The following is a 24,108-nucleotide window of genomic DNA, read 5'->3' as shown; positions in this document are numbered from 1 at the left end:
AAATATTAAATAATGAAGGATGCTGTATATGGCTGCTAAACCCGAATCATACGAGAATATCGTACAAACCGCATCGAAGCTCTTTTTTCATCAGGGGTATCACGCGACCGGACTGAATCAGATTCTTGCGGAGAGTGGATCACCGAAAGGGTCACTTTATTATTATTTTCCGCGTGGTAAAGAAGAATTGGCTTTGGAGTGCATAAGAAGAGGGAATGAGTTTATAAAGCAAAAATTAAAACAGACACTGGACGGGAATGATAATCCAGTACTAGCCATTCAGGATTTTATTCGTAATACAGCTGAGGAAGCAGACCGTACCGGCTTTAACGACTTCATGCCGATTGGCTTCTGGGCTGCTGCGGAAACTTCCTGTATTAGTGAATCGCTACGTCATGCTTGTGTGAATACGTTTACAGATTGGCAGCACATCTATATGGAGCGTCTTCAGGAATCGGGCTGGGACGAGGAAAAGGCACACAGTCTGGCGGTACTTATCATTTCGATGCTCGAAGGTGCATTGATTTTGGCCGTTACGCAACAGAGCAGTGCTCCTATTTATAATATCGTGGATTACATTCCACAGTTGGTCAAATAATCCTGTCTCTTCAATTTTCAATCTCTCCTAATGAGCTCCAACAAGTAACTTTAGAGAGCCGATGTTCTCGTTTTTGAGAACTCGGCTTTTTTGTGGTTCTGAGACGTAATTTTACTCACATTACCAGCACCAAATGATGAAAAGTATGGTAAAATGGAATGAATTTGATTTTGATTTTGCGTGAAGGAAGGGTGATAGCAAGTGGCAAAAGCGAAGGTACCCAAACGGCCTACTCGGGATGAATTTGTACTGGAGGAAATCGGGAATCAGCTTGTAGAAGCACAACGAGAGCAATCTGAAGTTGTATTGACCGTATGGGGACGCGAAGAAACAACCCGTGGACAAATTGTTAAAATGGACCCGAGAACAGGAAAGGTTCATGTAGAGAGTAATGGAGAAACGGATAAAGTTCCTTTTATGGATATTATGAGTGTAAATTACCCGAGAGATTAGTTGTTGTGATTACATAAATATAGCAGATAGGGAAGAAAAGAATGACAAAGTTAGAGTCTCCCTTACTGCGTGGGAAAGTAACAATTTACAATTCGCGTATACAAAAACAACCGAGTGGTTTAGTGAAGTGCACCCCTTAGAATAGACATTGGAATAAACCCCTGGTTTATCCGATGAAATCTAAGGGGTGCATTTTTTATGCCGGCGAAAAAGGGAACAAAGTTTAACGAGTATACGTTTGAAACCAAGGTAGAGGCCATACGACTCCATATTGAAGAAGGTTGGACGTATCGTAGACTCATGGAGAAGTTTGGGATCGCAGATCGACATCGATTAAAAGAATGGATGCGCAAATACAAGCAACTCGGTGAATTCGGGCTCATGGACCAGCGAGGACGGCGTAAGGAGTATATCGATCAGGATAGGTATGTACAGAAGCTGAGACGGGAAAATGATATGCTAAAAAAGTGTTTGGAAATCTGGATACAGGAGATGAAGCACACAAATATATAACCATTGAGAAAGCTGCGAAAGACTATCCTATTAGCAAACTGTGTACGCTTTTCAAAGTCTCCAGAAGTGGATATTACGCCTTCTTAAAGCGTAGAGGAGCAGATCGAGATCGGGACGCGAAAGCACTTGTGAAGAAAGTGTATGAGCAGTATAACGGGGTCTACGGCTATCGCCAAATTCAACTATTTTTGCAGCACGATCATGGAGTCTGGATGAACCATAAAAAGGTACTCCGGCTCATGCAGGTCTTGGGAATCCGCTCACAAATTCGCCGGAAACATCGCTGCAACTATGCTTCCTCTACGAAAGGTCGTGTGGCGAAAAATCTGCTAAAACAGGATTTCAAGGCGGACAAACCTAATCAAAAATGGGTCACAGATATCACGCAATATCGTGTGGGGGATTGCTGGCTATATCTGTCTGCGATTAAAGACTTGTTCAATAACGAAATTATCGCGTACCAGATGAGCCATAGAAATGATAACGAACTGGTTTTACAGACGTTTCGACAAGCCTTTAAACAGCAAAAAGACGTGACTGGCCTCATCGTTCACAGCGACCAGGGATTCCAGTACACGTCCCATGCGTACCATGACATGTTGCCAAAGGTTGGCGCCCGGATCAGCATGTCTCGCCGAGGCAATTGTTATGATAATGCCTCGATGGAGAGCTTCTTCTCGCATCTCAAAACGGAAGGGCTCTACCCATATGATATCCGAAATATGGACGGGGCACAAAGGAGAATAGAAGAATATATTCGATTTTACAACCAATGTCGACCACAACGAAAGTTAAATAAGCTGCCTCCGAAAGAGTATCGGAAGCAGCTTATAGCCTAGGGTCTTTTTTCAGTGTCTATAAAATGGGGTCTTGACCATTAGAGCCATCGGTTGTTTTTGTATACTGCTGCATGAGTGGGAAGAGAAAGCCGCGTTGTTGTATTGGCACTTGCCCTTGTACATGCTTATGTAGCTTTTATCGGGCTGGTATGACTGGCACGTGCTTCGGCTTTCTTAAGCACCTTACGATCAAAAATGAAGGGACCAAACGGCAACAGCGATGCAATCAAGGCAGCAAGACTTTGCAGTAGCGTTATTTTCCGCATAATCAGCATGACCACAGTCGCTACAACATAAGCCACGAATAGTACCCCATGGATCATACCCACCCAGCTTACCATTTGTGGCATTCCAGCTGCGTATTTAAGTGGCATAGCGATACACACAAGCAGCAGATATGAAATCGCTTCAATATTACCAATGACACCAAACATCTTAAAGGCATTTTTGAACATAATAAACCTCCTTCTCCTAGTGCTTAAAATTTAATATATCCTATAATGCAATGTTATTAAACGGTAGAAAGTTACGATATATCGAATATTTACGGCTGATTCCAACGTCCCACAGCTTACGTCCCCGGAAACGATAATCGTAATTTCGTTTAAATTATTGAAACAAACAATGGGACTTAGAAAGATGGCTTGGAGTAAGAAAAAACATTAAGTTGGTCAAGTGCGAGGGCTTATCATATATTGTTTGCGCGACCCCTATCAGTAAAAATGCGGTGTGAAGCCTAAACATTTTGTATGCAAATTCCGATAACAGTTAAATGAACGTGTGTACATTATGGTACATATTTTAAAAGCTGGATTGCAGCAGAAGGGCTTGTAAGCTTAAATTATTAGTTTTTGACAAATAAATTTCCATTCTGGTATCAAGGAGAGCATAGAATATGAATAAAAAACGTTTGCGTCAATGGATGGCTCCGTTCGCAACGGCTACACTGATTTTGAATACGGGATATGGCATTTTGGCACCCGATGCAGTGGCTAGCGCGTTGCCGACTGAAAGGCATAACTCAAATCTGACAGTCCTGAATACAGCACAGTTACATACCAAATTAGCAACCGCTCAAGGTCGTCATGTGCCTGTTACTTCAGGCACAAAAGTGACTACGTTAACCAAAGGCTATGGCCAGAACACCTATCTTAACCAAATGCTAAAAGTAGTGTCGAGCCAAATGGTTACTGCCAATACCGCGCTGGCAGAGGTAAGTAATCTGACAGCGGTTCCTACAGAAACAACAAAAGTGAATTTGTCCTGGACCAATCCGTCAGACCTTAATTTTGACCATGTAAAAGTGGTTGGTGTCACTAACGATGTGTATGTAGATAATATTAGAAGTAACTCTTATATGTTGAGCGGTTTACAGCCGAATACGAACTATACCTTTCAAGTGAAGACGGTGAATAAGAGCGGAGATGAATCAAAAGGTGCGACAATACAGGCTAAAACGGCTTCCGTTGATGGTCCTGTGGATAAGACACCCCCAGGAGAGGTAAGCGGGCTGACAGCTACGAATGTAGGATATAATGGATTTACCATCAATTACATATTGCCTAAGGATGCTGACTTAAGCCAAGCGATTGTCTATTTAAATGGTACAGAAATTCAAAGAACCACAGGCACGTCTTACACGTTTAATGTCTTGAATGCTGCCACAGCCTATACCGTAACGGTCAAAACGATAGACAAATCCGGAAATATATCTCAAGGAGTTAGTATTCCAGTTACAACTTCTACGGTCTCTACCGATATCGTGCCCGATGTGACAGGTGCTTCAGTGACATCAGTTAATAACTATAGTGTTACTGTTTCCTGGACAAAGCCTAGCGGAATTAGTACGGTCAGTCTGTATAAGGACGGGCAACTGGTAACCGATTCAACAGGATCATCCTATACATTCAACAATCTTTCGGCAAGCCAGACCTACACGTTCACGATTAGGTCCAAGCGAAGCACAGGTGCATTGTCCTCTGGTGTGAGACTGACTGCCACAACGGACAGTACGTCCTCCAATTCGTCAGAAGTGTCCAATCTTGAAGTAGATAGTAAGAGCGACACCTGGATCAAAATCACCTACGATATGCCGAGTAAAGCCGACAAGGTAAAGATATATGTTGATGGTGATTATGAGGGAACTACAAGCTCTGAGTCCTATAAAATAACGGATTTGCGAGAAGGACGCTGGTATGAGATTAAGGTCGTGACTGTCAATAGTAATGGAAGAGAATCTAGTGGCGTTAAGATATCAGAACGCACGGATTCGGATGGTTACTACTCTTCTTCGTCATCTAGTTCATCGAACTATGAGAAAGCGAGAGATTTGATGCGAATTGCAGAAAACAGTCTGAATGCCTCCGACTGGCGTTCTGCCAGAGATGCAATCAGTGATCTGCCGAGCGGAACCCGTAAAAGCGATTTGCTGGATCGGTTAGAAGCTATTCGCAATAGAGCAATTGGGACCAGTAGTTCATCATCCGGGACGAGTTCTACTACAACAACAACTTCTGGTACAACGTCCTCCTACCCTAACAATGCGGTTTCCTCATATTCAACTTCGTTCACCCTGACACCAGGAGCTAAATCAGCTTATGTCGATGGTCGTGCTACGACGATGGCTCAGGCTCCGCGAATCATTAATGGGGCGACGATGGTCCCGCTGCGCTTTATCAGTGAACGGATAGGTTACGAGGTGAATTATGAAAAGGCGACCAAAAAGATTATTCTGACTCGACCTACAGACGGCAAACAAGTAGTGCTTCAGGTCAAGAATTCGACCCTTGCCGTGTATGAGTTAAACAACTCCCGGAGTTATTCGACGAACATCACAGCTCCGGTTATTGTTAACGGCTACACACTGGTTCCATTACGAGTGATTAGCGAGTTGTCGGGGTATCAGGTAAACTATAATACTGCATCCAAACAAATTACGATTACAAAATAAATACTTCTGCAAAAAAGGGTTCTAAAGTTTTCACTTTAGAACCCTTTTTGTACATTAGGAAGTGTATGTAGAACAATGACAATCTGTTACTCTGAAAACAAGTTATCTTGGTTGAAAAGAATATCGAGTTGCTTAAGCTCGTCACTTATAAGTCGAACACCCAGAGTTTGAAAATTGGACTCGATTTGATCAGGCTTGGTTGCACCTGGAATAATTAGATCAACGGCTTGACGCGTTAATAGCTAAGCTAGCGCAATCTGTGCAGGATCTGCACCCTTGTCTTTCGCGAATGCTTTGAATCGATCCACGCGTTCCAAATTCGCGAGAAATAAGGGCAGTTCTAATTAATTGTCGGCTTAGAGTATCATCGACTTTTGGATACATCATTGAATTACCTACCACACCTGCTCCAAAACCAAGTTTAAATGCTTTTAATCCTGTTTTTCCTATTGTTATTGTATTGTTCATGTTTATAAACTCCCTTTTGTATGATGTGGAATCCTTGGAGGGACTCTAATGCACATCTTACAACCTGGTGTAAACACTAGGTCAAGCAGAACAATCCAGTTTTAAAATAGATTAAGTTTGGGTCTTAAGTGGCAAAAAGTTATGACCAAATTTTTGCCCGGTTCGCAGTTTCAATTCAAGCATATCCTTAATTTCCTGAAGTTCTTGCAGCTGCTGATCTATCTTTTTTTGGTAATCGTAAAGCCTATCGTACCATTCAATATTTGAAATGTTGTTCTCATCTAATTGAAGCTGGATAATAGGTTTTAACTCCTTCAGCGACATTCCGGCTTTTTTTAAAATTTGACGATCATATCGGTAATGACCTGAGTGGAATTTTAATACTTACCTGTCCGCCGCCTGTCTGGGTGGAGTTGGCAATAATCAGCTTTCCGCCATGTAGGTTGACAATGGATTTTGTTATATACAGGCCCATCCCGTAATGTCCGCTTAATCTTCTGGACGAGTCACCCATATAAAACTGCTCGGCGGCCTGTTTGAGACCTTCTGGAGAGAAGCCCGAGCCTTCGTCTAAGATGCTGAACTGAATGCCGTCTTCCACAGACTCTACGATCAGCTGGATCTCGCTATACTCAGGCGCCTGATCTACCGCATTAGAAGCAACATTCATAATGGCGCGCTCAAGTAGAACTGGGTCTGCATACAGCGTCTTAGGGAGGTTATATGCAGCAGATGCTACAGATATTTTTTTGACAGCAGCCAAGGCCATTATCTGATCTTTCACTTTCGTTAAATAGAAGTCAGCATCCATCGTTTCCGCCCGTAGGGTGACTAGTGTTTCGGCTTTTGAAATGTCAATGAGAGTCTTAATATACTGCTCCATCTGCCTGGTGCTTTCTGCTATATAATCCGTATAGTTCTTTTGCTCATCGGACTGATCGGTCTCGGACAGCAGCTCTACGTTTCCACGAACGATAGTAAGTGGTGTTTTGACATCGTGTGCTAGAGCGGATATTTGCTCGCGGCGGGATTTTTCGAGATTCCACTGTTTCTGAAGCGAAGTCTTTAACGTTTCTTTCATTTTATCCATGGAATGTAGCACCTGATCGATCTCCATCACGCCACTGAGCTGAATTGAGAAGTCCAGATCCTGCGCTTGAATTTGCTTTGTTGCCTGCTGCAATCCACTCATTTTGTGTGTCAGCTTTCGTCCGAAGGAGGAAGCCAGTAAGACACCTCCTCCGAGAAAGGCGATGCAGAACACGGCAAAAAAGGATAATTCCGCGTTCGGCAAATATTGACGCAGGATAGGAAGTTCAAACTGAGCCGAGACAGAATAACGCATCACAGTAACTTTATCATTATGTGAGACTTTTACATAGTTATAGGGAAATTGATAAGCAGTATCGTTCTGCTGCGTAACACTCCAAGCAGCTTGAGCCTGCTTTTCAGAAAGGTTTCGCTCAATGAGGCGGCCTTCCGAAGTGAATGATGCGTATTTATACAGTTTCTGCCGAGAATCCGGCTGTAGGGTCTTGCCCGCTTCAATGATTGTCTTGTCCTCCCGCACCTGATTCTCAGCATAGTTCGCGGGGAGAATAGTCCCACAAGACATCAGGACATAGAAGATAAGGACCAGGAACAGCGCGAGCGCAATCGTCCCGGTGCAGAACATAACTAAATAACCCAGGAAAATGGTTCGCAGTTTGGTAGTCTTGCGTGCTTGCTGTACTTTGGTTACTTCCATCGGTACCCGATCCCCCAAACCGTCTCCACTGGCGAAACCTCTACTTTGTCAAGCTTGATTCGGATATTCTTAATATGCTCCACGATGGTGGCGGAATCGCTGTCCCCATCCAAGCCGAAGACAGCTTCGTAAATCTGCTCTTTAGGAAACACCTGTCCCCAGTTCAGGGCTAGAAACTTACATATCTCATATTCGCTTTTGGTAAACGGGACTACAACATTCTGAACGGTGATTTCCTTGCCGGACAGATTGAAATGCACTTCCCCAATGCAGAATACATTACGCCGTTCACGATTCTCGCGTCTGAGATGGGCTTTGATTCTTGCGCGCAACTCTCCAGCACCAAACGGCTTGACAATATAATCGTCGGCCCCTTCCCCAAGCCCCAACATCACATCGTTCTCCATGGATTTTGCGGTGAGGAACAGGATCGGACAGTCTACCTTGCTGCGAATTTCCCGACAGAGTGTGAACCCGTCCATGGTAGGCATCATCACGTCAAGCAGGATGAGGTCAAAGGCTCCAAGCTGCATGGTGAGAACCTGTGGGGAGTCGGAGACCACCGTGACAACATGGCCATCTTTCTGCAAAATATTTTGAAGGAGTGCCAAAACGGCGGGTTCATCATCAACGGCCAACAAGTTTGCCATGCTTAATTCACTTCCCTTGCTTTCTTTACTCTAGTCTTTATTCCGACGAATTGTGTCCTTCCCAACGACAAATCCATAAACCTAATAATACCATGATCGCTAAAGTCCCCACTAGGCAATATCTGATTCCCGAATCAAGCTGTATAGCTTCAGGAATAGCGTCTACTGAGCTTGCGCTGTATTGCGCCCAGATCGTGATGAACCGGGCAGCCCAAGCAGAGGGGATGAATATCCAATTATGATCACCCAGCCCTGTAAGAAGCAAAGCGGACAATAGGCTCTCCATGATGCCTAGACCGATGGAAGCTCCTTTGCCAAATCGCAAACTAATGAAAAAATGCAGAATATAAAGGAATACACTGGACATAAACAGAATGCAGGCAGCCAACACATAAAACTTCAAGCCATACGGTGACTCTCTCATAAGATATATATAGCCAGCCCCAAAGCCACCGGAGGCAAGCAGCACACTGCCAAATCCCAAGATCAGAAGCAGGGTGAGCTTGCTCAGGAAAGGTAGCAGCTTCACTGGCGAGATCAAGAGCTGCTGGTAATTCCCAGCGACTGATTCCTGCTCAACAGCAATGGAGCAGACAACACCAATCATGGTAGGAAGAGCCACAGCCAGAATTTGCAAATAGCCGTCCACTTTTGAAATCGGTGAATACGGAGTAAAGGAATAATAGGCTAGAAAGATTGCTATGCCCAAGAGCGGCACAAGCAGCTGCACCAGCAATAAGGGCTGTCTTCTAAGTTTAAGCACATCGGATTTCAGATTGCGGAAGAAAGATATCATCTTACTTAGCCTCCCGCTTGCGGAAAGACATGGCCGTCAGTACGGACAGAATTATGAATAGACAAACTGTGATCACTAGGCCAGGCACAATTACGCCTCGATCCAAAAGTGGGTCTCCTGAAGGAACAGCAAGCCCATTAGGCAGCACCTTAATGACGGCGCACATCAATCGCGCTGGAATAGCATAGGGTACCGCCCACCATACAGAAGACGTAGCGAATAAGACGGTGCAGGCTACATTCCCCAGCATGTTGATAATTAGAGTGGCAAACATGCCTATTCGGTCCGTCAGGAACAGGCAAAGTGGAACTTGCCACAAAAAGGTAATGAAGAGGATTAAAGTTGCAGTAACGCTTCCTGCTAGTGTCACGGAAGTTGAGAATACGAATCCGCCAAGAGTTATCCCTATAAATAGGACAATAAAAGAAACCATTAAGAGTCTTACGCAAACCCCGATCTTACCGTACCATACCCGAGCTAGATCTTCAGACACTCCGAGGACAGCTCGATATTTGAGCTTCTTGCCATCCTTTTGGATCACTCCTGAGCACATTAAGGTGAGCGCACCTGGCAGCAGCATGAAATACCACCAATTGTAGCTGGCGCTTTGGAGCATACGTCCCCCCATGAGTACGGTACACAGAAGAAGAGTGACAATAGGGGCAAGCCAGACCAACTTTTTTGTGAAGGTGCGCTTTAATTTTAGATGTTCGGCTGCTATGTATTGCTGCATCCTACTCACCTCCCTTTCGGTATTCCTGTGCAATCTGCATGAACAACGATTCCAGGTTTTGCCCTGGAGTGACCGCCTCTTGATAAGCTAATACGCCGCCGGCAATGATACCGACATGGTCAACGATTTGTTCGACTTCGGATAAAATATGACTGGAAAGAATTACGGTAATTCCTTGCTTCGGGAAGGAGCGAATCAACTCGCGTTGCTCCTGAATACCAATGGGGTCTAGTCCGTTGGTTGGCTCATCTAAGATCAACAGCTTGGGATGATTGAGGAGCGCAATGGCAATGCCCAGCCGCTGTTTCATACCCATCGAGAACTGGCCCGAGCGCTTTTTCCCGGTATGGGTCAAATCAACAATGTTCAGCACATCATCAATCCGCGAATTAGGCAATCCCAGCAACGTTGTACGAACTTTGAGGTTCTCTCTAGCTGTCAAATTCTCATAGAGTGGAGGGGATTCGATCAGTGCTCCGATCTGGGCGAGATCTTTTCGGGACCAGGATTTTCCTTGAAACAAAATCTCACCAGCTGTCGGTCGTAGCATACCGGTTAACATTTTTAAGGTAGTTGATTTTCCTGCCCCATTTGGGCCAAGCAGCCCGTACACGGAATTCTCCTGAATAGATAATGTGACGTTGTTCACCGCCTGTTGTCGTCCGAAGGTTTTGCAGAGATTTTTAGTCTGTAAAATAATGTTATCCATATCATTTCATCCTTTTCATTCGTTCTGATAACTACTTTACAGATCAATTCTAAGAACTTTATAAGGATTGAAATATTAATGTTTCAAACTTTATGCATTCATGCACTATTCGCTATAATGGATACAGTGATTTAGGAAAGGGATGTAATCATGAAGAAGGTCATCGTAATTGGATCAGGAATTCTGGGGGCATCGACAGCATACCATCTAGCAAAAATGGGTGCTAATGTCATTATTGTAGATCGTAAAGATAAAGGACAGGCTACTGATGCCGCTGCTGGCATTATCTGTCCCTGGCTATCCCAGCGACGTAATCAGGCTTGGTACCAGCTGGCAAAGGCAGGCGCACGTTTTTATCCTGGGTTGGTTGAAGATCTCAAAAGCGAGGGAGAAACAGAAACTGGCTATGCTCAAGTGGGTGCTCTCAGTATTCATGATGATTTGGAGAAAATCAAAAAAATGGAGGAGCGGGCACACTTACGACAAGCGGATGCACCGGAAATCGGTGAAATTACCCGGCTAAATAAAAAAGAAACCCATGAACGGTTTCCTTTATTAGTAGAAGGTTATCATTCTGTTCATATTAGCGGTGCCGCCCGTATAGATGGTCGTGCGCTGCGGGATGCGTTGATCCGATCAGCACAAAAAAACGGGGCGGTCCTTATACATGGAAATGCTACGCTTCAATATGAGTTCGACCATGTAACGGGAGTAGTGGTCGGTGCAAAAAGCTTCTCGTCTGACAAGGTCATTGTTTGTGCAGGTGCATGGGCAAATCAACTACTGTTGCCCTTGGGCATTCATTTTAAGGTTAGTTATCAAAAAGCACAAATTATGCATTTGCAGGTTTCTAATAGGCAAGACACAGGCACCTGGCCTGTAGTCATACCGCCTTCTGATCAATATCTGCTGGCTTTTGATAAACAGAAGATCGTAATAGGGGCGACTCACGAAAATGAAATCGAAGGTTACGATACGAGAGTAACAGCAGGTGGGATGCAGGAAATTCTGAACAAAGGTTTAGAATTGGCCCCTGATTTAGCAAACAGCACTTTTCAGGAGGTAAGAGTTGGTTTCCGTCCTTTTACACCCGGTTTTCTACCGGTGATCGGAGCTGTTCCAGGCTGGGATGGTCTTATAGCGGCAAATGGGCTTGGAGCATCCGGGTTGACCATGGGCCCCTTTATTGGAAAACAGCTGGCAAAGTTGGCACTTGGAATGAATTTAGATATCGATATCAATGATTATGATATTCGAAAAGCAATAGATGAAAGTTGATCCTTGACTGAGGAGAACAATATATATACTGAAAAAGTCGCCATATTGGCGACTTTTTGTTTTAGTGCTATATTCATTCTATACGTCATTCATCATGTCATTGAGATGCGAATTCTCCAACGATTGAGTTAGGGTTTGCATGTTTTTCAAGTAGTCGATTTTATAGATACAGGAATAAATCACATTTAATACATAGTCAAAAGCAATTTGCGACGAAAATGTACCAATCTTGGCATGTTTTACTTCGTCATTAGGCACCTGGATACAGATATTACTGAGTTTGGCTAATTCACTTTGATTGGTTGCTGTAATTGTGATAAAAGGGATATTTTCATGTGCGAAATGCCGTGCTGCTTTTAAAAAAATCGGCGACTTTCCGTGGTAAGTTAAAAACACAGCGCAGTCCTGTGTCGTAAGATTAGCCGTATGATAAGCCCATTCAGACAGCTCCGTGGCTATAACCACGTACTTGTTTATTTTTACTAATTTATTTTGAAAACTTTTCGCACGGATTTGTGAATCGCCTAACGCATATATAAAGATTCTTTTTGCTTGTTCCAGCAGCATCGCTGTTTGCGACAATGAATCATCATCCATGAATGTAAAGTTTTTTTCAATCGTTTCTTTCATTAATTCTGCAATTTCTTTTGCCACTTGAAGTGGGGATTCATCAAAACCGAAGGGATAGTTGGGGTCTACATTGGAAATGTTCTGGGTGTTCTGCTGAAACTCCCGAGCAAGTTTGATTATAAACTCCTTGAAGCCCGATAGCCCAAGTTTATGTGTTAATCGATTAATTGCGGAATGCGAAGTATACGTTGCCTTTGCAAGCTCCTGAATATTTAAGTGCAGGATACTTTCCTTATGAAGCAAAATATAGGATGCAATGCTTTTTTCGTTTGGTGTAAAGTTTTGCATTTCTGCTAATTGCATCAGTATTTTCAACAGGTTCACTCCGGTTCAATTGAAATAACGTTTGATAAAGGATATAAAATAAACATTTTGTTTAAAAACAAACCGCCATGTTGACAAATAATCGGTTGAATGTACCATTTTGGTGGCGAATCCTTTACGATCAACGTTCTTCTTTTATAATAAATGAAAAAGAGCCTAAAGGGGAAATAATATGCTTACCATCGGTTATATTGGAAATGGGAAAAGCACGAATCGTTATCATCTTCCTTTTTCATTGAACAGAGCTGAATTGAAAGTGAAGACAATATACGCCCGTAATCCAGATAAAAGGGAGTGGAAAAAAATCCCTGATGTGCTGTATACAGATAATATAGAATCTTTAATGAACGATAAGGAGATTCAGTTGATTGTTATCTGTACACCTGTAGAATCTCACTACTCTTATGCGAAAATGGCGCTAGACCATGGGAAAAATGTACTTGTTGAGAAACCTTTTATGTTAACCAAAGAAGAAGCCGTGTCGATTTTCCAATATGCTAAAGAGAAAAATCTGGTTATACAATGCTATCAGAATAGACGTTACGATTCGGATTTCCTCACTGTCCAGAAAGTTATTGAATCAGGAAAGCTTGGAAATTTGCTGGAGGTGGAGATGCATTACGATTATTATCGCCCTGAGATCCCGAACTCCACTTCTCATTTTTCCAAATATAACAGTTACCTATATGGACATGGCGTTCATACCATTGACCAGGTTCTTTCCTATTTTGGAAAGCCGGACACAATCCATTATGATGTTCGTCAATTGTTGGGTACTGGGAGAATGAATGATTACTTTGATCTGGATTTTTATTATCCCTCGCTCAAGGTATCCATCAAATCCAGCTTTTTTCGCTTAAAAGAGCGGCCGAGTTTTGTTGTATACGGCAAAAAAGGCGTTTTTATAAAGCAAACGAAGGATCGTCAGGAGGAGCATCTGAAATTATACTATCTGCCTAAGGGACACTCCGATTTTGGCATCGACCTGCCCGAGCATTACGGCATCTTAACATATCTGGATGATAAAGGCGAGTATCATGAAGAAAAAGTCGTTTCTGAAAAGGGAGACTATGCTCGAGTATATGACGAAATCTATCAGTCGATCGTACTTGGTAAAGAAAAAGTGATTAAAGACGAAGAAACGATAATTTGTATGGGAATACTTGAAAAAGGTATAGAGGAGTGCAACTAAAATGAAGTTGGGAATTGTCGGAGCAGGGATGATCGTAGGGGATCTATTGAGCTTTATTCAGGAAATCCCGACCATTTTATTAAAGGGCATTTGTTCTAGACCTAGCCACCAGGAGAAATTACTGGATTTACAAAATAAATATGGAATATCTCAGATTTATTCGGATTACAGCGAAATGCTGATGAATCGTGAAGTGGATACAGTTTATATCGGGCTGCCTAATCATCTTCATTATTCATATGCAAAAGAAGCATTATTGAGCGGTAAACATGTCATTTGTGAGAAGCCGTTTACTTCCAATTTGCAAGAATTTCTTGAGCTAAAAGAAATTGCCCAGGAAAGAAAACTGGTATTGGTGGAAGCCATAACAAATCAATATTTGAAAAATTATTTGTCAATGAAGGAGTATCTACCTAAACTTGGTGAGATCAAAATCGTTGAATGCAACTATTCTCAATACTCATCTCGGTATGAAGCCTTCAAAGAGGGGATAATCCAGCCTGCGTTTAATCCAGAAATGTCTGGTGGAGCCTTGATGGATATTAATTTATATAATATTCATTTTGTTGTTGGATTCTTCGGGAGCCCTAAGAAAGTGGAGTATTGGGCGAACATGGAGCGTGGAATTGATACTTCAGGTATGCTGCTGCTTGATTACGGTGATTTCAAGTGTGTCTGCATAGGTTCAAAAGATAGTACGGCCCCCAATGCCGTGAACATTCAAGGCAATAAGGGCCATATACACATGGCAAGTTCAGCTAATATATGCGACTACTTTGATTACACTGCGAATAAGGAAACGCCAATTCGGGTGGACCTTAAAGATCATTCGCATCGAATGTATGACGAATTCGTTGAATTTGACCGTATCATCGAGGAAAAAGATTTAAAAAAAGTCTCGGATATGCTTAAACACAGCGAGAGGGTCATGAATGTCATTGAGAAAGCCAAGCAGTCCGCCAATCTTGTATTTGGCCCTGATAAACCATTATGAGACTAGCAGACATATGTCTGCTCAGGCTGTCAAGAAAGTCTCGACAGCCTGGGACGGCCCAAGGCCGTCCTTTTTTCTTCTTCACCGATCGGTCCAGATACTCAGTCATTCATGACCTGGTCGTATTTCTCCTTCAATCGCTTAATGTCCGCTCTTGGAGGAGCCCCAAACATTCGGGAGTATTCGCGGCTGAAATGGGAGGAACTCTCGTATCCGACCCTGAAGGCGACGTCTGCGGCGTCCGCCGATTCAGCTAATAAGAGACGGCGGGCTTCCTGGAGTCTCAGCTGTTTTACTGAAGAGAAGAACGGGTCTTTGATCTAATTCTTCAAGTCATAATCCAATCATGAGGAAGTCATTTTTGTTAAAGTAAATAATTGAGATGAGAAATCGTATTTCTCCGCAATATTAAAATCCTGTCCCGCCTTATGAGGCGGGGTTAGTATAAGTCCAATGTTCATTAACTCGCTGCCGGTAAAACGTTGGCCCAGCTCTTCCACAAAATATACTGCCATTTCGTCCAGCCCGACTAGCTTTAGTCGTAAATAAGCTTGATTCGGACGCGAGAGCACCTGGTACCAACCGACGAGAGCATGTTCACATTCTGCATCAATGACCATCCAGGCAGTCTCATTTTTTTCAAAGGGACTTAGCAAACGGTAAAAGGTTCCCTGTGTAATTAATCGTCGGTGACGTTTATACGTTTGTATTTGTTCTTTGATTACATTGCACTCTTCTTCGGACAAAGCCAATGGGTCAAGTTCATAACCGAATATACCAAAGTAGGCGACATTGGATCTGGTTTGCAGCGGTGCGGTTCTACCTACCTGGTGGTTCGGGATGCTTGACACATGAGCGCCCATGCTGCTAAGCGGATAGGCCATGGAAGTGCCATACTGAATCTTCAGACGTTCTATAGCCTCGCTATCGTCGCTTGTCCATGCTTGCGGAGCATAATAAAGCATCCCTGGATCAAACCGTCCCCCACCGGAAGCACAGGACTCAAACAAAATCTCAGGGTGTTCGGTAATCAGCTTCTCATATAAAGCATATACACCCAAGACATAGCGGTGAAAAAATTCGCCCTGTCTTTCCTTGCCCAGAGATAACGAATAGGCTTCTGAAATACAGCGATTCATATCCCATTTTACGTATTCGATCCGAGCAGAAGAGAGCACGTCATCCATTAACTTAAACAGGTAATCTACAACAGGCGGTTGGGAATAATCAAGAACATATTGATGGCGTCCATGCTTGCGTTGACGGCCGGGTGTTCCCACAACCCAGTCTGGATGCTCCCTCATAATATGAGAGTCGGAGTTAACCATTTCCGGCTCGAACCAAAGACCGAATTTCATCCCGAGCTGATTGATCTTCTTTGCCAAATTCGAGATCCCGTTCGGTAGCTTTTCAGGATTTTCAAACCAGTCACCGAGGGAAGATGTATCATTGTTTCTTCGACCGAACCATCCGTCATCCAAGACAAAGAGTTCAATCCCCAGTTCACCTGCTTTTTTTGCCATATCAACTATTTTCTGCTCAGTAAAATCAAAATAGGTCCCCTCCCAATTATTGATCAATACAGGTCGTTCCCGCTCGGTCCAACTACTGCGAATTAAGTGTTTATTGTACAGGCAATGGTATGCTTGGCTCATGCCATTTAAACCGCTCTCAGAATAGACCAGAACTGCTTCAGGCGAATAAAAACATTCTCCTGGCTTCAGGGTCCAGCAGAATTTGTCAGGATGAATGCCGATCATCAATCGGGTAGTTGAATAGCTGTCCACTTCCGCCTGGGCAAGAAAGTTCCCGCTGTAAACGAGATTAACTGCAAATACTTCTCCTTGGTGTTCCTGTGATCCGGGTTTGGCAAGCGCCAGAAATGGGTTGTGAACATGACCACTAATTCCTCGTGTGCTCCCAATCGACTGTAACCCAGGTCTCAATGGTGTACGCTCCACATGACGTTCCCTGCCCCAAGCCCCTGATAAATGAATAATTTCATATTCGGAGTCAGGGAGATCAAGACTCAGGCTCATTAGACGGTTGACTCTCAGGGGATTATTCCCGGAATTCGTTATGGATACGGATCTCGTGATCACGGGCAGTTCGCTGAAGATGGTGTAAGCAAGCACGGCCACCGCTCCTGTAAGAGAATCGGTCAGCGTGATGAGGAGTGTCTCTGCTTCATGTGCTTCCTTACAAAACGTAGCTGGAAGATGAAGAATTTTAGGTTTTCCAGTGATTACCTCGTAATGGTCATAAGTGAATTCCATTATATGAGATCCGTCCTCCTGTATGATCTCAATTGCTGGCTCTCGAAAGTCTCCACTTCCCACAGAAGGAAACTCCTGCTTAATACTTTCCAACGATGTCACCAAGTCACTATCAAACTCACCGACAGACACGGGACGGTAGCTTCGCTCGATAAAACGGTCATATTGACCCAAGTACTCTATTTTTTTGCCGTAATATAAATGCTCCAATTGCCCGTTCTCCATGACACGGAAAAGATAACTGCAGTATTTGTTCGTTAAGTGAAATGTCCGTTCCTTTTGGTTAACTTGTAGACTAGCCATGTACATAGCCCCTTTCAAAATATGTCGAACCACTTGAAAGCGTTATTATTGAATCAGCATAACAAAGGGAGTGATAGAAAATACATGACTTTTTTTAAGTCGAATATAGGAAAAACAAAGAACCTTACAAAAAACTATAGTTTAGAGCTAAACCTTTTCTGAATATTTGTCATCCTTAACTTATGCTATACTGATAAATTAACCAGCATAGGTTCTTTATTTGGGAAAATGGGGAGGATGCCAATGGGCGAGAATATGATTCAATATGTTGATACGTATACCAGTTCAGAGCATAAAAATATCTCAGATTTGATTTTATATAATTGTGGAACAGAGCTCTGCTTATCCAATCAGGATTTTGGACCCATCGCCCGCGATTTTAATCTGGTTCATTTTGTGCTAAAAGGACGAGGTAGGTTGGTGATTGACAACAAAAATTACGATATAGGAGAAGGACAGGCTTTTTTAATTCCGGCCAAAAGAGTAGCTTATTACCAGGCGGATGAAGCCGAGCCTTGGGAGTACTGTTGGGTCGGCTTTATGGGCATTAAATCCGACATCTACCTGCAGAACATATCACTTCCGAGCCAGAACACTTATGTAATCGATATCGAAGATATTACGTTCTTTCATTCCACGATTCTTGAGATGTTGCGGATCGGAGATAACACACTTTCTTCATCGTTGGCTATACAGGGGTATTTATTCCATATTCTCGCCAAACTTGTGCACGACTTGGGAGAAACGATGTCGGTGAAGGAGCAGCTTCCTTATTCGGTTCAAGCGATAAACTTTATTGAGAAAAACTACATCAGTGGCATCCAGATTAGTGAAGTAGCGGAGTACCTCGGTCTACATCCGAATTATCTGACCTCCGTTTTCAAACTTGAGACTGGTGAAACGCCTAAACAATATCTGATAGACCTCAGGATTAAAAAAGCGTGCGAACTGCTGCAACATACAGATTATTCGATTCAGGTCATATCTAATTCGGTCGGCTATACCGATCAATTGACCTTTTCGCGAGCTTTTAGAAATGTAATGAGCATATCTCCCAGTACGTATAGAAAAAAATTTCTTTGATTTTGCTATATTAATCTATAAAAATATTTGTATTTAGAAGCGGTTTTTTTTGCTATCGTAAAACTGTAGATTTTTTCCTGCATGGCGTATTTAATGATTGTAGGAAGAGTACTTTTTACGGGAGGAGAATTCCGCGCGTGGATTTCATTATTGCTTTTATTCCAGCCGTTGGCTGGGGAGTTATGCCGATATTGGCACATATAACAAAAGCCAGTCCCCGAGAACAGCTGACAGGTACCGTGATTGGTGCTGTGCTTTTTGCCCTGTGCTTGTATATCATTCACCCTACCTCATTAGCACCGATTCATTTTGTGGTAAGTTTTATATCTGGTATTTTCTGGGCCGCTGGACAATTGCTTCAGTTTCAAGCTTTTCAAAAAGTAAGCGTATCGATCGCCATTCCTGTGATTTGTGGTCTGCAGTTGATAGGGACGACGCTATTTGCCGCACTTATTTTGGGTGAATGGATAACAGGGTACCAATATGGGATAGGCGTTGGTTCTCTTCTGTGTATATTGGCAGGGGTTCTGTTAACCAGCAATCAGGGCAAGTCTGCTGGGTTGTCCAAGCCTTTGCCGGTACCCATTATCATAATGTTGGTTTGCTCGGGGTTAGCGTTAAGTAGTTATGTCGTTATTAATCAGTTCTTTCATATATCGGGGCTATCCGTCATTCTGCCGCAATCGCTCGGTATGCTATGCTCAGCCATGGTCATGAATCTGAAGGGCAAAAGGCGGCTACGATTCTTTCTGGTGGTTCGCAATTTACCTACAGGATTAGTTTGGAGCATCGCGAATCTAGCACTATTTATTGCCAACGGGCTTATCGGCATGGCGGCTAGTTTTCCGATCTCTCAAGCGAGTATTGCCATTGCTTGTGTTGGCAGCATTTTAATATTTAAGGAAAAGAAGAGTCCAAAGGAATGGATAGGCATACTTGCGGGAATTACAGTACTTATGATTGGAGTAGGAATGATTAGCATGCTCAAGCCTTAAGGAATCATTTTGTATCTTGTATATTTGACTATTTTGCCAGCAGGAACTACGAGACCGTGTCCTTTTAGTAACGAAAAGAGCTTATCCATCCACGGGGTACGCTTTTTGGGGATTGACAGAGGTATGGCTGCATGAGAAAATGTACGCGCGTACATAAAATGATTTGGAGGTGGGTAATATCGTTTCGCGCAAGGAAGTAGCAGAACTTTCCGGCGTGTCTGAAGCGACGGTATCTCGGGTATTGAATGCAGTAGGTCCTATCAAAGAGGATACGCGGAGAAGGGTTCTGGACGCAGCTAATCAGCTTGGATATGTACCCAGTGCGCTGGCCCGTAACTTTGCCCGAAGCAAGAGTGGCCATCTTGGTGTAGTTATGCCTTATGTCCCGAAGGCCCACCTGTTCTCAGCCTATTTTTTCTCTGAGATGCTGAGCGGTATCGGAAACAAGGCCAGAGACAGCGGGCTCGATCTGCTTCTATTGTTCCGAAAGCCGGGGGAACGGATTGATTACAGTAGTCTTTTCCGCCAGCAAAGGATCGATACCTGTATCATCCTTGGAGCCAGGGATGACCACGATGAGGAGGAAGCTCTAAAGAGACTTCAGGAAGAAGGGCGTCCGTTCTGCGTCATGAATCACCATTTTGAAGGGCAGTCGTTCTGTGAAGTGGATGCAGACCATGTAGAAGGCAGCCGGGCGGCTGTAAGTCACCTCATCGAGCAGGGATACAAGCGGATTGCCTTTCTCAACGGCCCGGACATCTATTCCAACAGTACTGAGCGTTTGAAGGGTTACCGTACCGCGCTTCAGGAGGCCGGTATTGAATATGACCACGATCTGCTTCTGGAAGGTAATTACAGCCGTCGAAGCGGGCTCGAAGCCTCAGCTACAATCGCAGACAAATTGAATGATATTGATGCTGTATTTGCGGCGAACGACCGGATGGCCCTCGGGGTAATGCAGGGTCTCCGTGAGCGCGGACTGACAGCTGACCGGTTTCCGGCGTTTGTAGGTTATGACGATTCGGATGCGGCTGAGATGGCTGTTCCGCCGCTAAGCAGTGTCCGCGTACCTTTTTATGAGATGGGTGAGCTTGCAGCCTCGAAGCTTATACCCGATTCTCTGAATCTTATTCCAGCCCTGGAACTAACCGGGCGCGACACGATAAGAGAACTCCTGTCCACAGAGCTGATTATCAGGGCGTCATCCATTCGTCAATAACACCATTCGTCAAAAATTCGTTGAAACTCAGACCCATAAGGAGGATCACGACATGTCTAATCGTCTTCGTATCGGAATGGTTGGCTACAAATTTATGGGCAAGGCTCACAGCAACGCTTACCGTAGTCTACCCATGTTCTTCCCAGATGCCCCGCTGCAGCCAGAGATGTCCGTTATCTGTGGACGCAACGAGCAGGGGGTTCAGGCAGCTGCCCGCCAGTACGGCTGGCCCGAAAGTGTTACGGATTGGCGTGATCTAGTGAAACGTAACGATATTGATCTCATTGACATTAACGCCCCGAGTAATGCCCATAAGGAAATTGTCGTTGAGGCTGCCCTTCATGGCAAGCATCTGTTCTGTGAGAAGCCACTTGCGCTCTCGCTGGCGGATTCACGTGACATGCTGCAGGTAGCAGAGGAAGCAGGGGTCAGACATATGGTAGGCTTCAACTACCGTTTTTCTCCGGCTGTCCAGCTGGCAAAGCAGCTAGTCGAGAGCGGGCGCCTAGGCAAAATTTATCATTTTCGTGCCTTCTTCCTTCAAGACTGGATCTTGGACCCGTCCTTCCCTCTGGTATGGCGGCTGCAAAAAGAAGTGGCCGGTTCTGGCTCTCATGGTGATCTTGGCGCTCATCTGATTGATCTCGCTCGCTTCTTGGTCGGCGAGTTCCATGAAGTGATCGGCATGAGCGAGACATTCATCAAACAGCGCCCGTTGGCTTTGGAGATGAGCGGGTTGAGCTCCAAAAGGAGCGCTGAAGCAAATGCTCCGATGGGAGAAGTGACAGTCGATGATGCCACGTTGTTCCTGGCACGCTTCGCCGGAGGTGCGCTGGGCAGCTTCGAGGCCACACGTTTTGCTGCCGGACATCGGAGCACAAATTCATTCGAGATCAACGGTAGCCTAGGCAGTGTGCGGTTTGACTTTGAACGAATGAACGAACTGGAAGTGTATTTCACACAGGATGAGGAGGACGTTCAGGGCTTTCGCCGCGTACTCGCCACCGATCCGGCACACAAGTACTCCGAAGCCTGGTGGCCTGCAGGACATACGATTGGATTCGAACACACCTTCACCCATGAGATGCTTGAGATGTTGAGTGCCATCTCTGAAGGAAGACAACCGTCGCCGAACTTCCGTGACGGTGTTGCTTGTCAGGCTGTGCTTGAAGCGGTAGGACGATCCATAGAGGAACGCCGCTGGGTATCCATTGAAGAAATGTAGTATAACAATACATTCCGAAAGGTGAGTGGATTACAGATGCGCAAGGCACTGATTGTATGGGGTGGATGGAACGGACATGAGCCGGAGCAGGTGGCGGCCATTTTTGAACGCATTTTGAAGGAAGAGCAGTTCGAGGTGGAGGTGTCTAATACCCTAGAAGCCTATCAGGATGCTGAGAAACTGCTTGACCTGGACCTGATCGTTCCAATGTGGACCATGGGACAGATTGAGCAGGAACTGGTCAATAATGTCTCAGCTGCGGTTCAAAGCGGCGTAGGTCTCACAGGCTGCCATGGCGGCATGTGTGATGCCTTCCGGAACAACGTGGACTGGCAGTTCATGACAGGTGGGCAATGGGTTGCACATCCCGGCAATGACGGCGTAGAGTACATGGTGAACATGAAGCGCGGCTCCAGCCCACTTCTAGACCATATTGAGGATTTTCAGGTCAAAAGCGAGCAGTATTACCTCCACGTAGACCCGGCAGTTGAAGTGCTGGCAACCACACGCTTTCCGATCGTACCAGGCCCCCATTCAGCCAATGGGCCTGTGGATATTCCTGTTGTATGGACGAAGCGCTGGGGGAACGGCCGCGTCTTCTACAATTCGCTGGGCCATCACGCAGATATCATAGATATGCCTCAAGTGACCGAGATGATGCGCAGCGGGTTTCTGTGGGCAGCAGCAGGCAAACAGGCGGTGGCCACCCGGGGCAGCTCTCTGGCAGAGGCTTATACAGGCATGACAGACAACCAACAGCGGTAATAAAAGAATGCCATTATCCATTTTTTCTGAAGAAGAAGGGAGTCCAGGCATGAACAAAATGAAAGTAGGCATTATCGGGTGTGGTAAAATTAGCGGAATTTACATGGAAAATTGCCATCGTTTCGACATTCTGGAGCTGTACGCAGTAGCGGATCTGGACCAAGGTCGGGCAGAGGAGCAGGCGGTAGCGTTCAACGTTCCAAATGTATATTCGGTAGATGAGATATTGGCTGATCCGGAGATCGAACTCATCATTAATTTGACCATTCCGGGCGTTCACGCCGACGTATGTCTCAGAGCTCTTGAGGCAGGCAAGCATGTCTATGTGGAGAAGCCACTTGCCGTCACCCGTGAGCAGGGGCAGGCTGTCTTGGATCTTGCTCATCAAAAGGGGCTGCTTGTCGGCTGCGCACCAGAGACCTTCTTCGGTTCCGGTATACAGACATCATTGAAGCTGATTGAAGACGGAGTCATTGGGAGTCCGGTAGCCGCTACGGCTTTCATGATGAGCCGTGGGCATGAACATTGGCATCCTGATCCTGAATTTTATTATGCAGTCGGTGGCGGTCCAATGTTTGATATGGGCCCTTATTATTTGACGGCTCTGGTGCAATTGCTGGGTCCGATTGCTGCCATTTCGGGCATGACAAGCAAGGCGATGGATCAGCGAACGATTACGAGCGAGAAAAAGAGAGGTCAGACCATCCCGGTCGATATACCGACCCATGTGGCCGGATTGCTGCGTTTCAAGCAGGGGGCTGTCGTTACGCTCATTACTAGCTTTGATATCTTTGGTGGAAGCACTCTGCCACCGATTGAGGTATATGGTACTCATGGCACACTGCAGGTGCCTGACCCGAATACGTTCGGAGGGCCAGTTCGCTACAGGCTGCTGGGCGAGCAAGAATGGACAGAGGTACCGCTGCTGCCGGGCTATCAGGAGAATACACGGGGCATCGGTGTTGCCGATATGGCCTACGCTATCCGCAGCGGACGGCCTCATCGCGCCAGTGGTGAATTGGCTTATCATGTGCTGGAGGCGATGTGGGCGTTCCACGATTCCTCCGATCAGCAGACCTTCTATCCAATGCAGAGCACATGCCTGCGCCCGGCGGCTTTACCGGCAAACCTTCCCTTGTATACGTTAGATGCGTAAACTAATGTAATTTTTACATCCCGCTCTGAATGTTCATTTTATTGAAAAGAAGACTTCAGCTCCGTTTTGACCGCGGCTTTGGAGTCTTCTTAGTTCATTTTCAGGAAGGATCTTAATTTCGGGCATAAAATCATTCTTTACCGATCATTCTAAATGTGTTATATTGTTGGCGCGGGAGGAATACACGGATAAGAAGCCAAGAGTTATGAGGA

24 protein-coding genes and 1 pseudogene are annotated in these 24,108 nt (G+C 44.8%); 14 read left to right on the top strand and 11 right to left on the bottom strand.

Annotated elements, in window-relative coordinates:
* Positions 1-28 precede the first annotated feature (28 nt).
* From T3H97_RS13360 to T3H97_RS13345, 4 genes are all read left to right on the top strand, one after another.
* Positions 29-598: a TetR/AcrR family transcriptional regulator gene (locus tag T3H97_RS13360; RefSeq protein WP_328799952.1), complete on the top strand. Its 570-nt coding sequence runs from the start codon at positions 29-31 to the stop codon at positions 596-598.
* 201 nt (positions 599-799) lie between these two features.
* Positions 800-1,051: a YolD-like family protein gene (locus T3H97_RS13355; protein WP_061828313.1), complete on the top strand. Its 252-nt coding sequence runs from the start codon at positions 800-802 to the stop codon at positions 1,049-1,051.
* A 198-nt stretch (positions 1,052-1,249) separates the two neighbouring features.
* The gene (locus T3H97_RS13350; RefSeq protein WP_025722639.1) at positions 1,250-1,564 is read left to right on the top strand and encodes a helix-turn-helix domain-containing protein; all 315 of its coding nucleotides are present in this window, start codon (positions 1,250-1,252) and stop codon (positions 1,562-1,564) included.
* Positions 1,519-2,403, top strand: a complete 885-nt coding sequence (locus tag T3H97_RS13345; protein ID WP_134902449.1) for an IS3 family transposase — start codon at positions 1,519-1,521, stop codon at positions 2,401-2,403. Before T3H97_RS13350 ends, T3H97_RS13345 begins: the two co-directional genes overlap by 46 nt.
* 125 nt (positions 2,404-2,528) lie before the next feature.
* On the opposite strand, the gene T3H97_RS13340 is transcribed toward T3H97_RS13345, so the two are convergent.
* On the bottom strand, positions 2,529-2,858 hold the full coding sequence (locus tag T3H97_RS13340) for a DUF3817 domain-containing protein (RefSeq protein WP_134902573.1): 330 nt from the start codon (positions 2,856-2,858) through the stop codon (positions 2,529-2,531).
* Between the two features lie 440 nt (positions 2,859-3,298).
* On the opposite strand from T3H97_RS13340, the gene T3H97_RS13335 reads away from it, so the two are divergent.
* The gene (locus T3H97_RS13335; RefSeq protein WP_328799951.1) at positions 3,299-5,353 is read left to right on the top strand and encodes a fibronectin type III domain-containing protein; all 2,055 of its coding nucleotides are present in this window, start codon (positions 3,299-3,301) and stop codon (positions 5,351-5,353) included.
* Between the two features lie 219 nt (positions 5,354-5,572).
* Here T3H97_RS13335 and T3H97_RS13330 read toward each other — a convergent pair whose 3' ends face one another.
* From T3H97_RS13330 to T3H97_RS13305, 7 genes are all read right to left on the bottom strand, one after another.
* Positions 5,573-5,821, bottom strand: a complete 249-nt coding sequence (locus T3H97_RS13330; RefSeq protein WP_328799950.1) for a hypothetical protein — start codon at positions 5,819-5,821, stop codon at positions 5,573-5,575.
* A 111-nt stretch (positions 5,822-5,932) separates the two neighbouring features.
* Complete coding sequence (locus T3H97_RS26440) at positions 5,933-6,163, bottom strand: MerR family DNA-binding protein (RefSeq protein WP_336297630.1); 231 nt, start codon at positions 6,161-6,163, stop codon at positions 5,933-5,935.
* A 7-nt stretch (positions 6,164-6,170) separates the two neighbouring features.
* Positions 6,171-7,568, bottom strand: a complete 1,398-nt coding sequence (locus T3H97_RS13325; protein WP_328799949.1) for a HAMP domain-containing sensor histidine kinase — start codon at positions 7,566-7,568, stop codon at positions 6,171-6,173.
* Positions 7,559-8,218 carry a response regulator transcription factor gene (locus T3H97_RS13320; RefSeq protein ID WP_328799948.1) on the bottom strand — a complete coding sequence of 220 codons (660 nt, stop codon included), beginning with the start codon at positions 8,216-8,218 and terminating at the stop codon, positions 7,559-7,561. Before T3H97_RS13320 ends, T3H97_RS13325 begins: the two co-directional genes overlap by 10 nt.
* A 37-nt stretch (positions 8,219-8,255) precedes the next feature.
* On the bottom strand, positions 8,256-9,014 hold the full coding sequence (locus T3H97_RS13315; RefSeq protein WP_328799947.1) for a lantibiotic immunity ABC transporter MutG family permease subunit: 759 nt from the start codon (positions 9,012-9,014) through the stop codon (positions 8,256-8,258).
* Position 9,015: 1 nt separating this feature from the next.
* Positions 9,016-9,747, bottom strand: a complete 732-nt coding sequence (locus T3H97_RS13310; RefSeq protein WP_272638090.1) for a lantibiotic immunity ABC transporter MutE/EpiE family permease subunit — start codon at positions 9,745-9,747, stop codon at positions 9,016-9,018.
* A gap of 1 nt (position 9,748) precedes the next feature.
* Positions 9,749-10,456, bottom strand: a complete 708-nt coding sequence (locus T3H97_RS13305) for a lantibiotic protection ABC transporter ATP-binding protein (RefSeq protein WP_272638088.1) — start codon at positions 10,454-10,456, stop codon at positions 9,749-9,751.
* A 150-nt stretch (positions 10,457-10,606) separates the two neighbouring features.
* Between T3H97_RS13305 and T3H97_RS13300 the strand changes: the two genes are divergently transcribed.
* On the top strand, positions 10,607-11,734 hold the full coding sequence (locus tag T3H97_RS13300; RefSeq protein WP_328799946.1) for an NAD(P)/FAD-dependent oxidoreductase: 1,128 nt from the start codon (positions 10,607-10,609) through the stop codon (positions 11,732-11,734).
* Positions 11,735-11,812: 78 nt separating this feature from the next.
* Here T3H97_RS13300 and T3H97_RS13295 read toward each other — a convergent pair whose 3' ends face one another.
* Positions 11,813-12,679, bottom strand: a complete 867-nt coding sequence (locus T3H97_RS13295) for a MurR/RpiR family transcriptional regulator (RefSeq protein ID WP_328799945.1) — start codon at positions 12,677-12,679, stop codon at positions 11,813-11,815.
* A 181-nt stretch (positions 12,680-12,860) separates the two neighbouring features.
* On the opposite strand from T3H97_RS13295, the gene T3H97_RS13290 reads away from it, so the two are divergent.
* Both T3H97_RS13290 and T3H97_RS13285 read left to right on the top strand, forming a co-directional pair.
* Positions 12,861-13,880, top strand: a complete 1,020-nt coding sequence (locus T3H97_RS13290) for a Gfo/Idh/MocA family oxidoreductase (RefSeq protein ID WP_328799944.1) — start codon at positions 12,861-12,863, stop codon at positions 13,878-13,880.
* A gap of 1 nt (position 13,881) precedes the next feature.
* Positions 13,882-14,874 (top strand): Gfo/Idh/MocA family protein, encoded by a 993-nt coding sequence (locus T3H97_RS13285; protein ID WP_328799943.1) that lies wholly within the window; start codon positions 13,882-13,884, stop codon positions 14,872-14,874.
* A gap of 101 nt (positions 14,875-14,975) precedes the next feature.
* Here T3H97_RS13285 and T3H97_RS13280 read toward each other — a convergent pair.
* Together T3H97_RS13280 and T3H97_RS13275 are read right to left on the bottom strand one after the other, a co-directional pair.
* A pseudogene (locus T3H97_RS13280) lies at positions 14,976-15,170 on the bottom strand (helix-turn-helix domain-containing protein); the annotation flags it as partial.
* Positions 15,171-15,218: 48 nt separating this feature from the next.
* Positions 15,219-17,453, bottom strand: coding sequence for an alpha-galactosidase (locus tag T3H97_RS13275; protein ID WP_328799942.1), 2,235 nt, complete (start codon positions 17,451-17,453; stop codon positions 15,219-15,221).
* Between the two features lie 243 nt (positions 17,454-17,696).
* Here T3H97_RS13275 and T3H97_RS13270 point away from each other — a divergent pair, with 243 nt between their 5' ends.
* The 6 genes from T3H97_RS13270 (at position 17,697) to T3H97_RS13245 (ending at position 23,896) form a co-directional block, all read left to right on the top strand.
* On the top strand, positions 17,697-18,536 hold the full coding sequence (locus tag T3H97_RS13270) for an AraC family transcriptional regulator (protein WP_328799941.1): 840 nt from the start codon (positions 17,697-17,699) through the stop codon (positions 18,534-18,536).
* Between the two features lie 137 nt (positions 18,537-18,673).
* Positions 18,674-19,531, top strand: a complete 858-nt coding sequence (locus tag T3H97_RS13265; protein ID WP_328799940.1) for a GRP family sugar transporter — start codon at positions 18,674-18,676, stop codon at positions 19,529-19,531.
* A gap of 163 nt (positions 19,532-19,694) precedes the next feature.
* Positions 19,695-20,750 (top strand): LacI family DNA-binding transcriptional regulator, encoded by a 1,056-nt coding sequence (locus T3H97_RS13260; RefSeq protein ID WP_328799939.1) that lies wholly within the window; start codon positions 19,695-19,697, stop codon positions 20,748-20,750.
* 52 nt (positions 20,751-20,802) lie between these two features.
* Positions 20,803-21,975: a Gfo/Idh/MocA family protein gene (locus T3H97_RS13255; RefSeq protein ID WP_328799938.1), complete on the top strand. Its 1,173-nt coding sequence runs from the start codon at positions 20,803-20,805 to the stop codon at positions 21,973-21,975.
* 36 nt (positions 21,976-22,011) lie between these two features.
* Positions 22,012-22,740, top strand: coding sequence for a ThuA domain-containing protein (locus T3H97_RS13250; protein ID WP_328799937.1), 729 nt, complete (start codon positions 22,012-22,014; stop codon positions 22,738-22,740).
* 49 nt (positions 22,741-22,789) lie between these two features.
* Complete coding sequence (locus T3H97_RS13245) at positions 22,790-23,896, top strand: Gfo/Idh/MocA family protein (protein WP_328799936.1); 1,107 nt, start codon at positions 22,790-22,792, stop codon at positions 23,894-23,896.
* The last annotated feature ends 212 nt before the right edge of the window (positions 23,897-24,108 follow it).

The sequence above is a fragment of the Paenibacillus sp. LX16 genome, from assembly GCF_036252815.1.
GTDB lineage: Bacteria > Bacillota > Bacilli > Paenibacillales > Paenibacillaceae > Paenibacillus > Paenibacillus polymyxa_B.
Note: the sequence above shows the minus strand (reverse complement) of the source record. Positions and strands in the feature narration are given on the sequence as shown.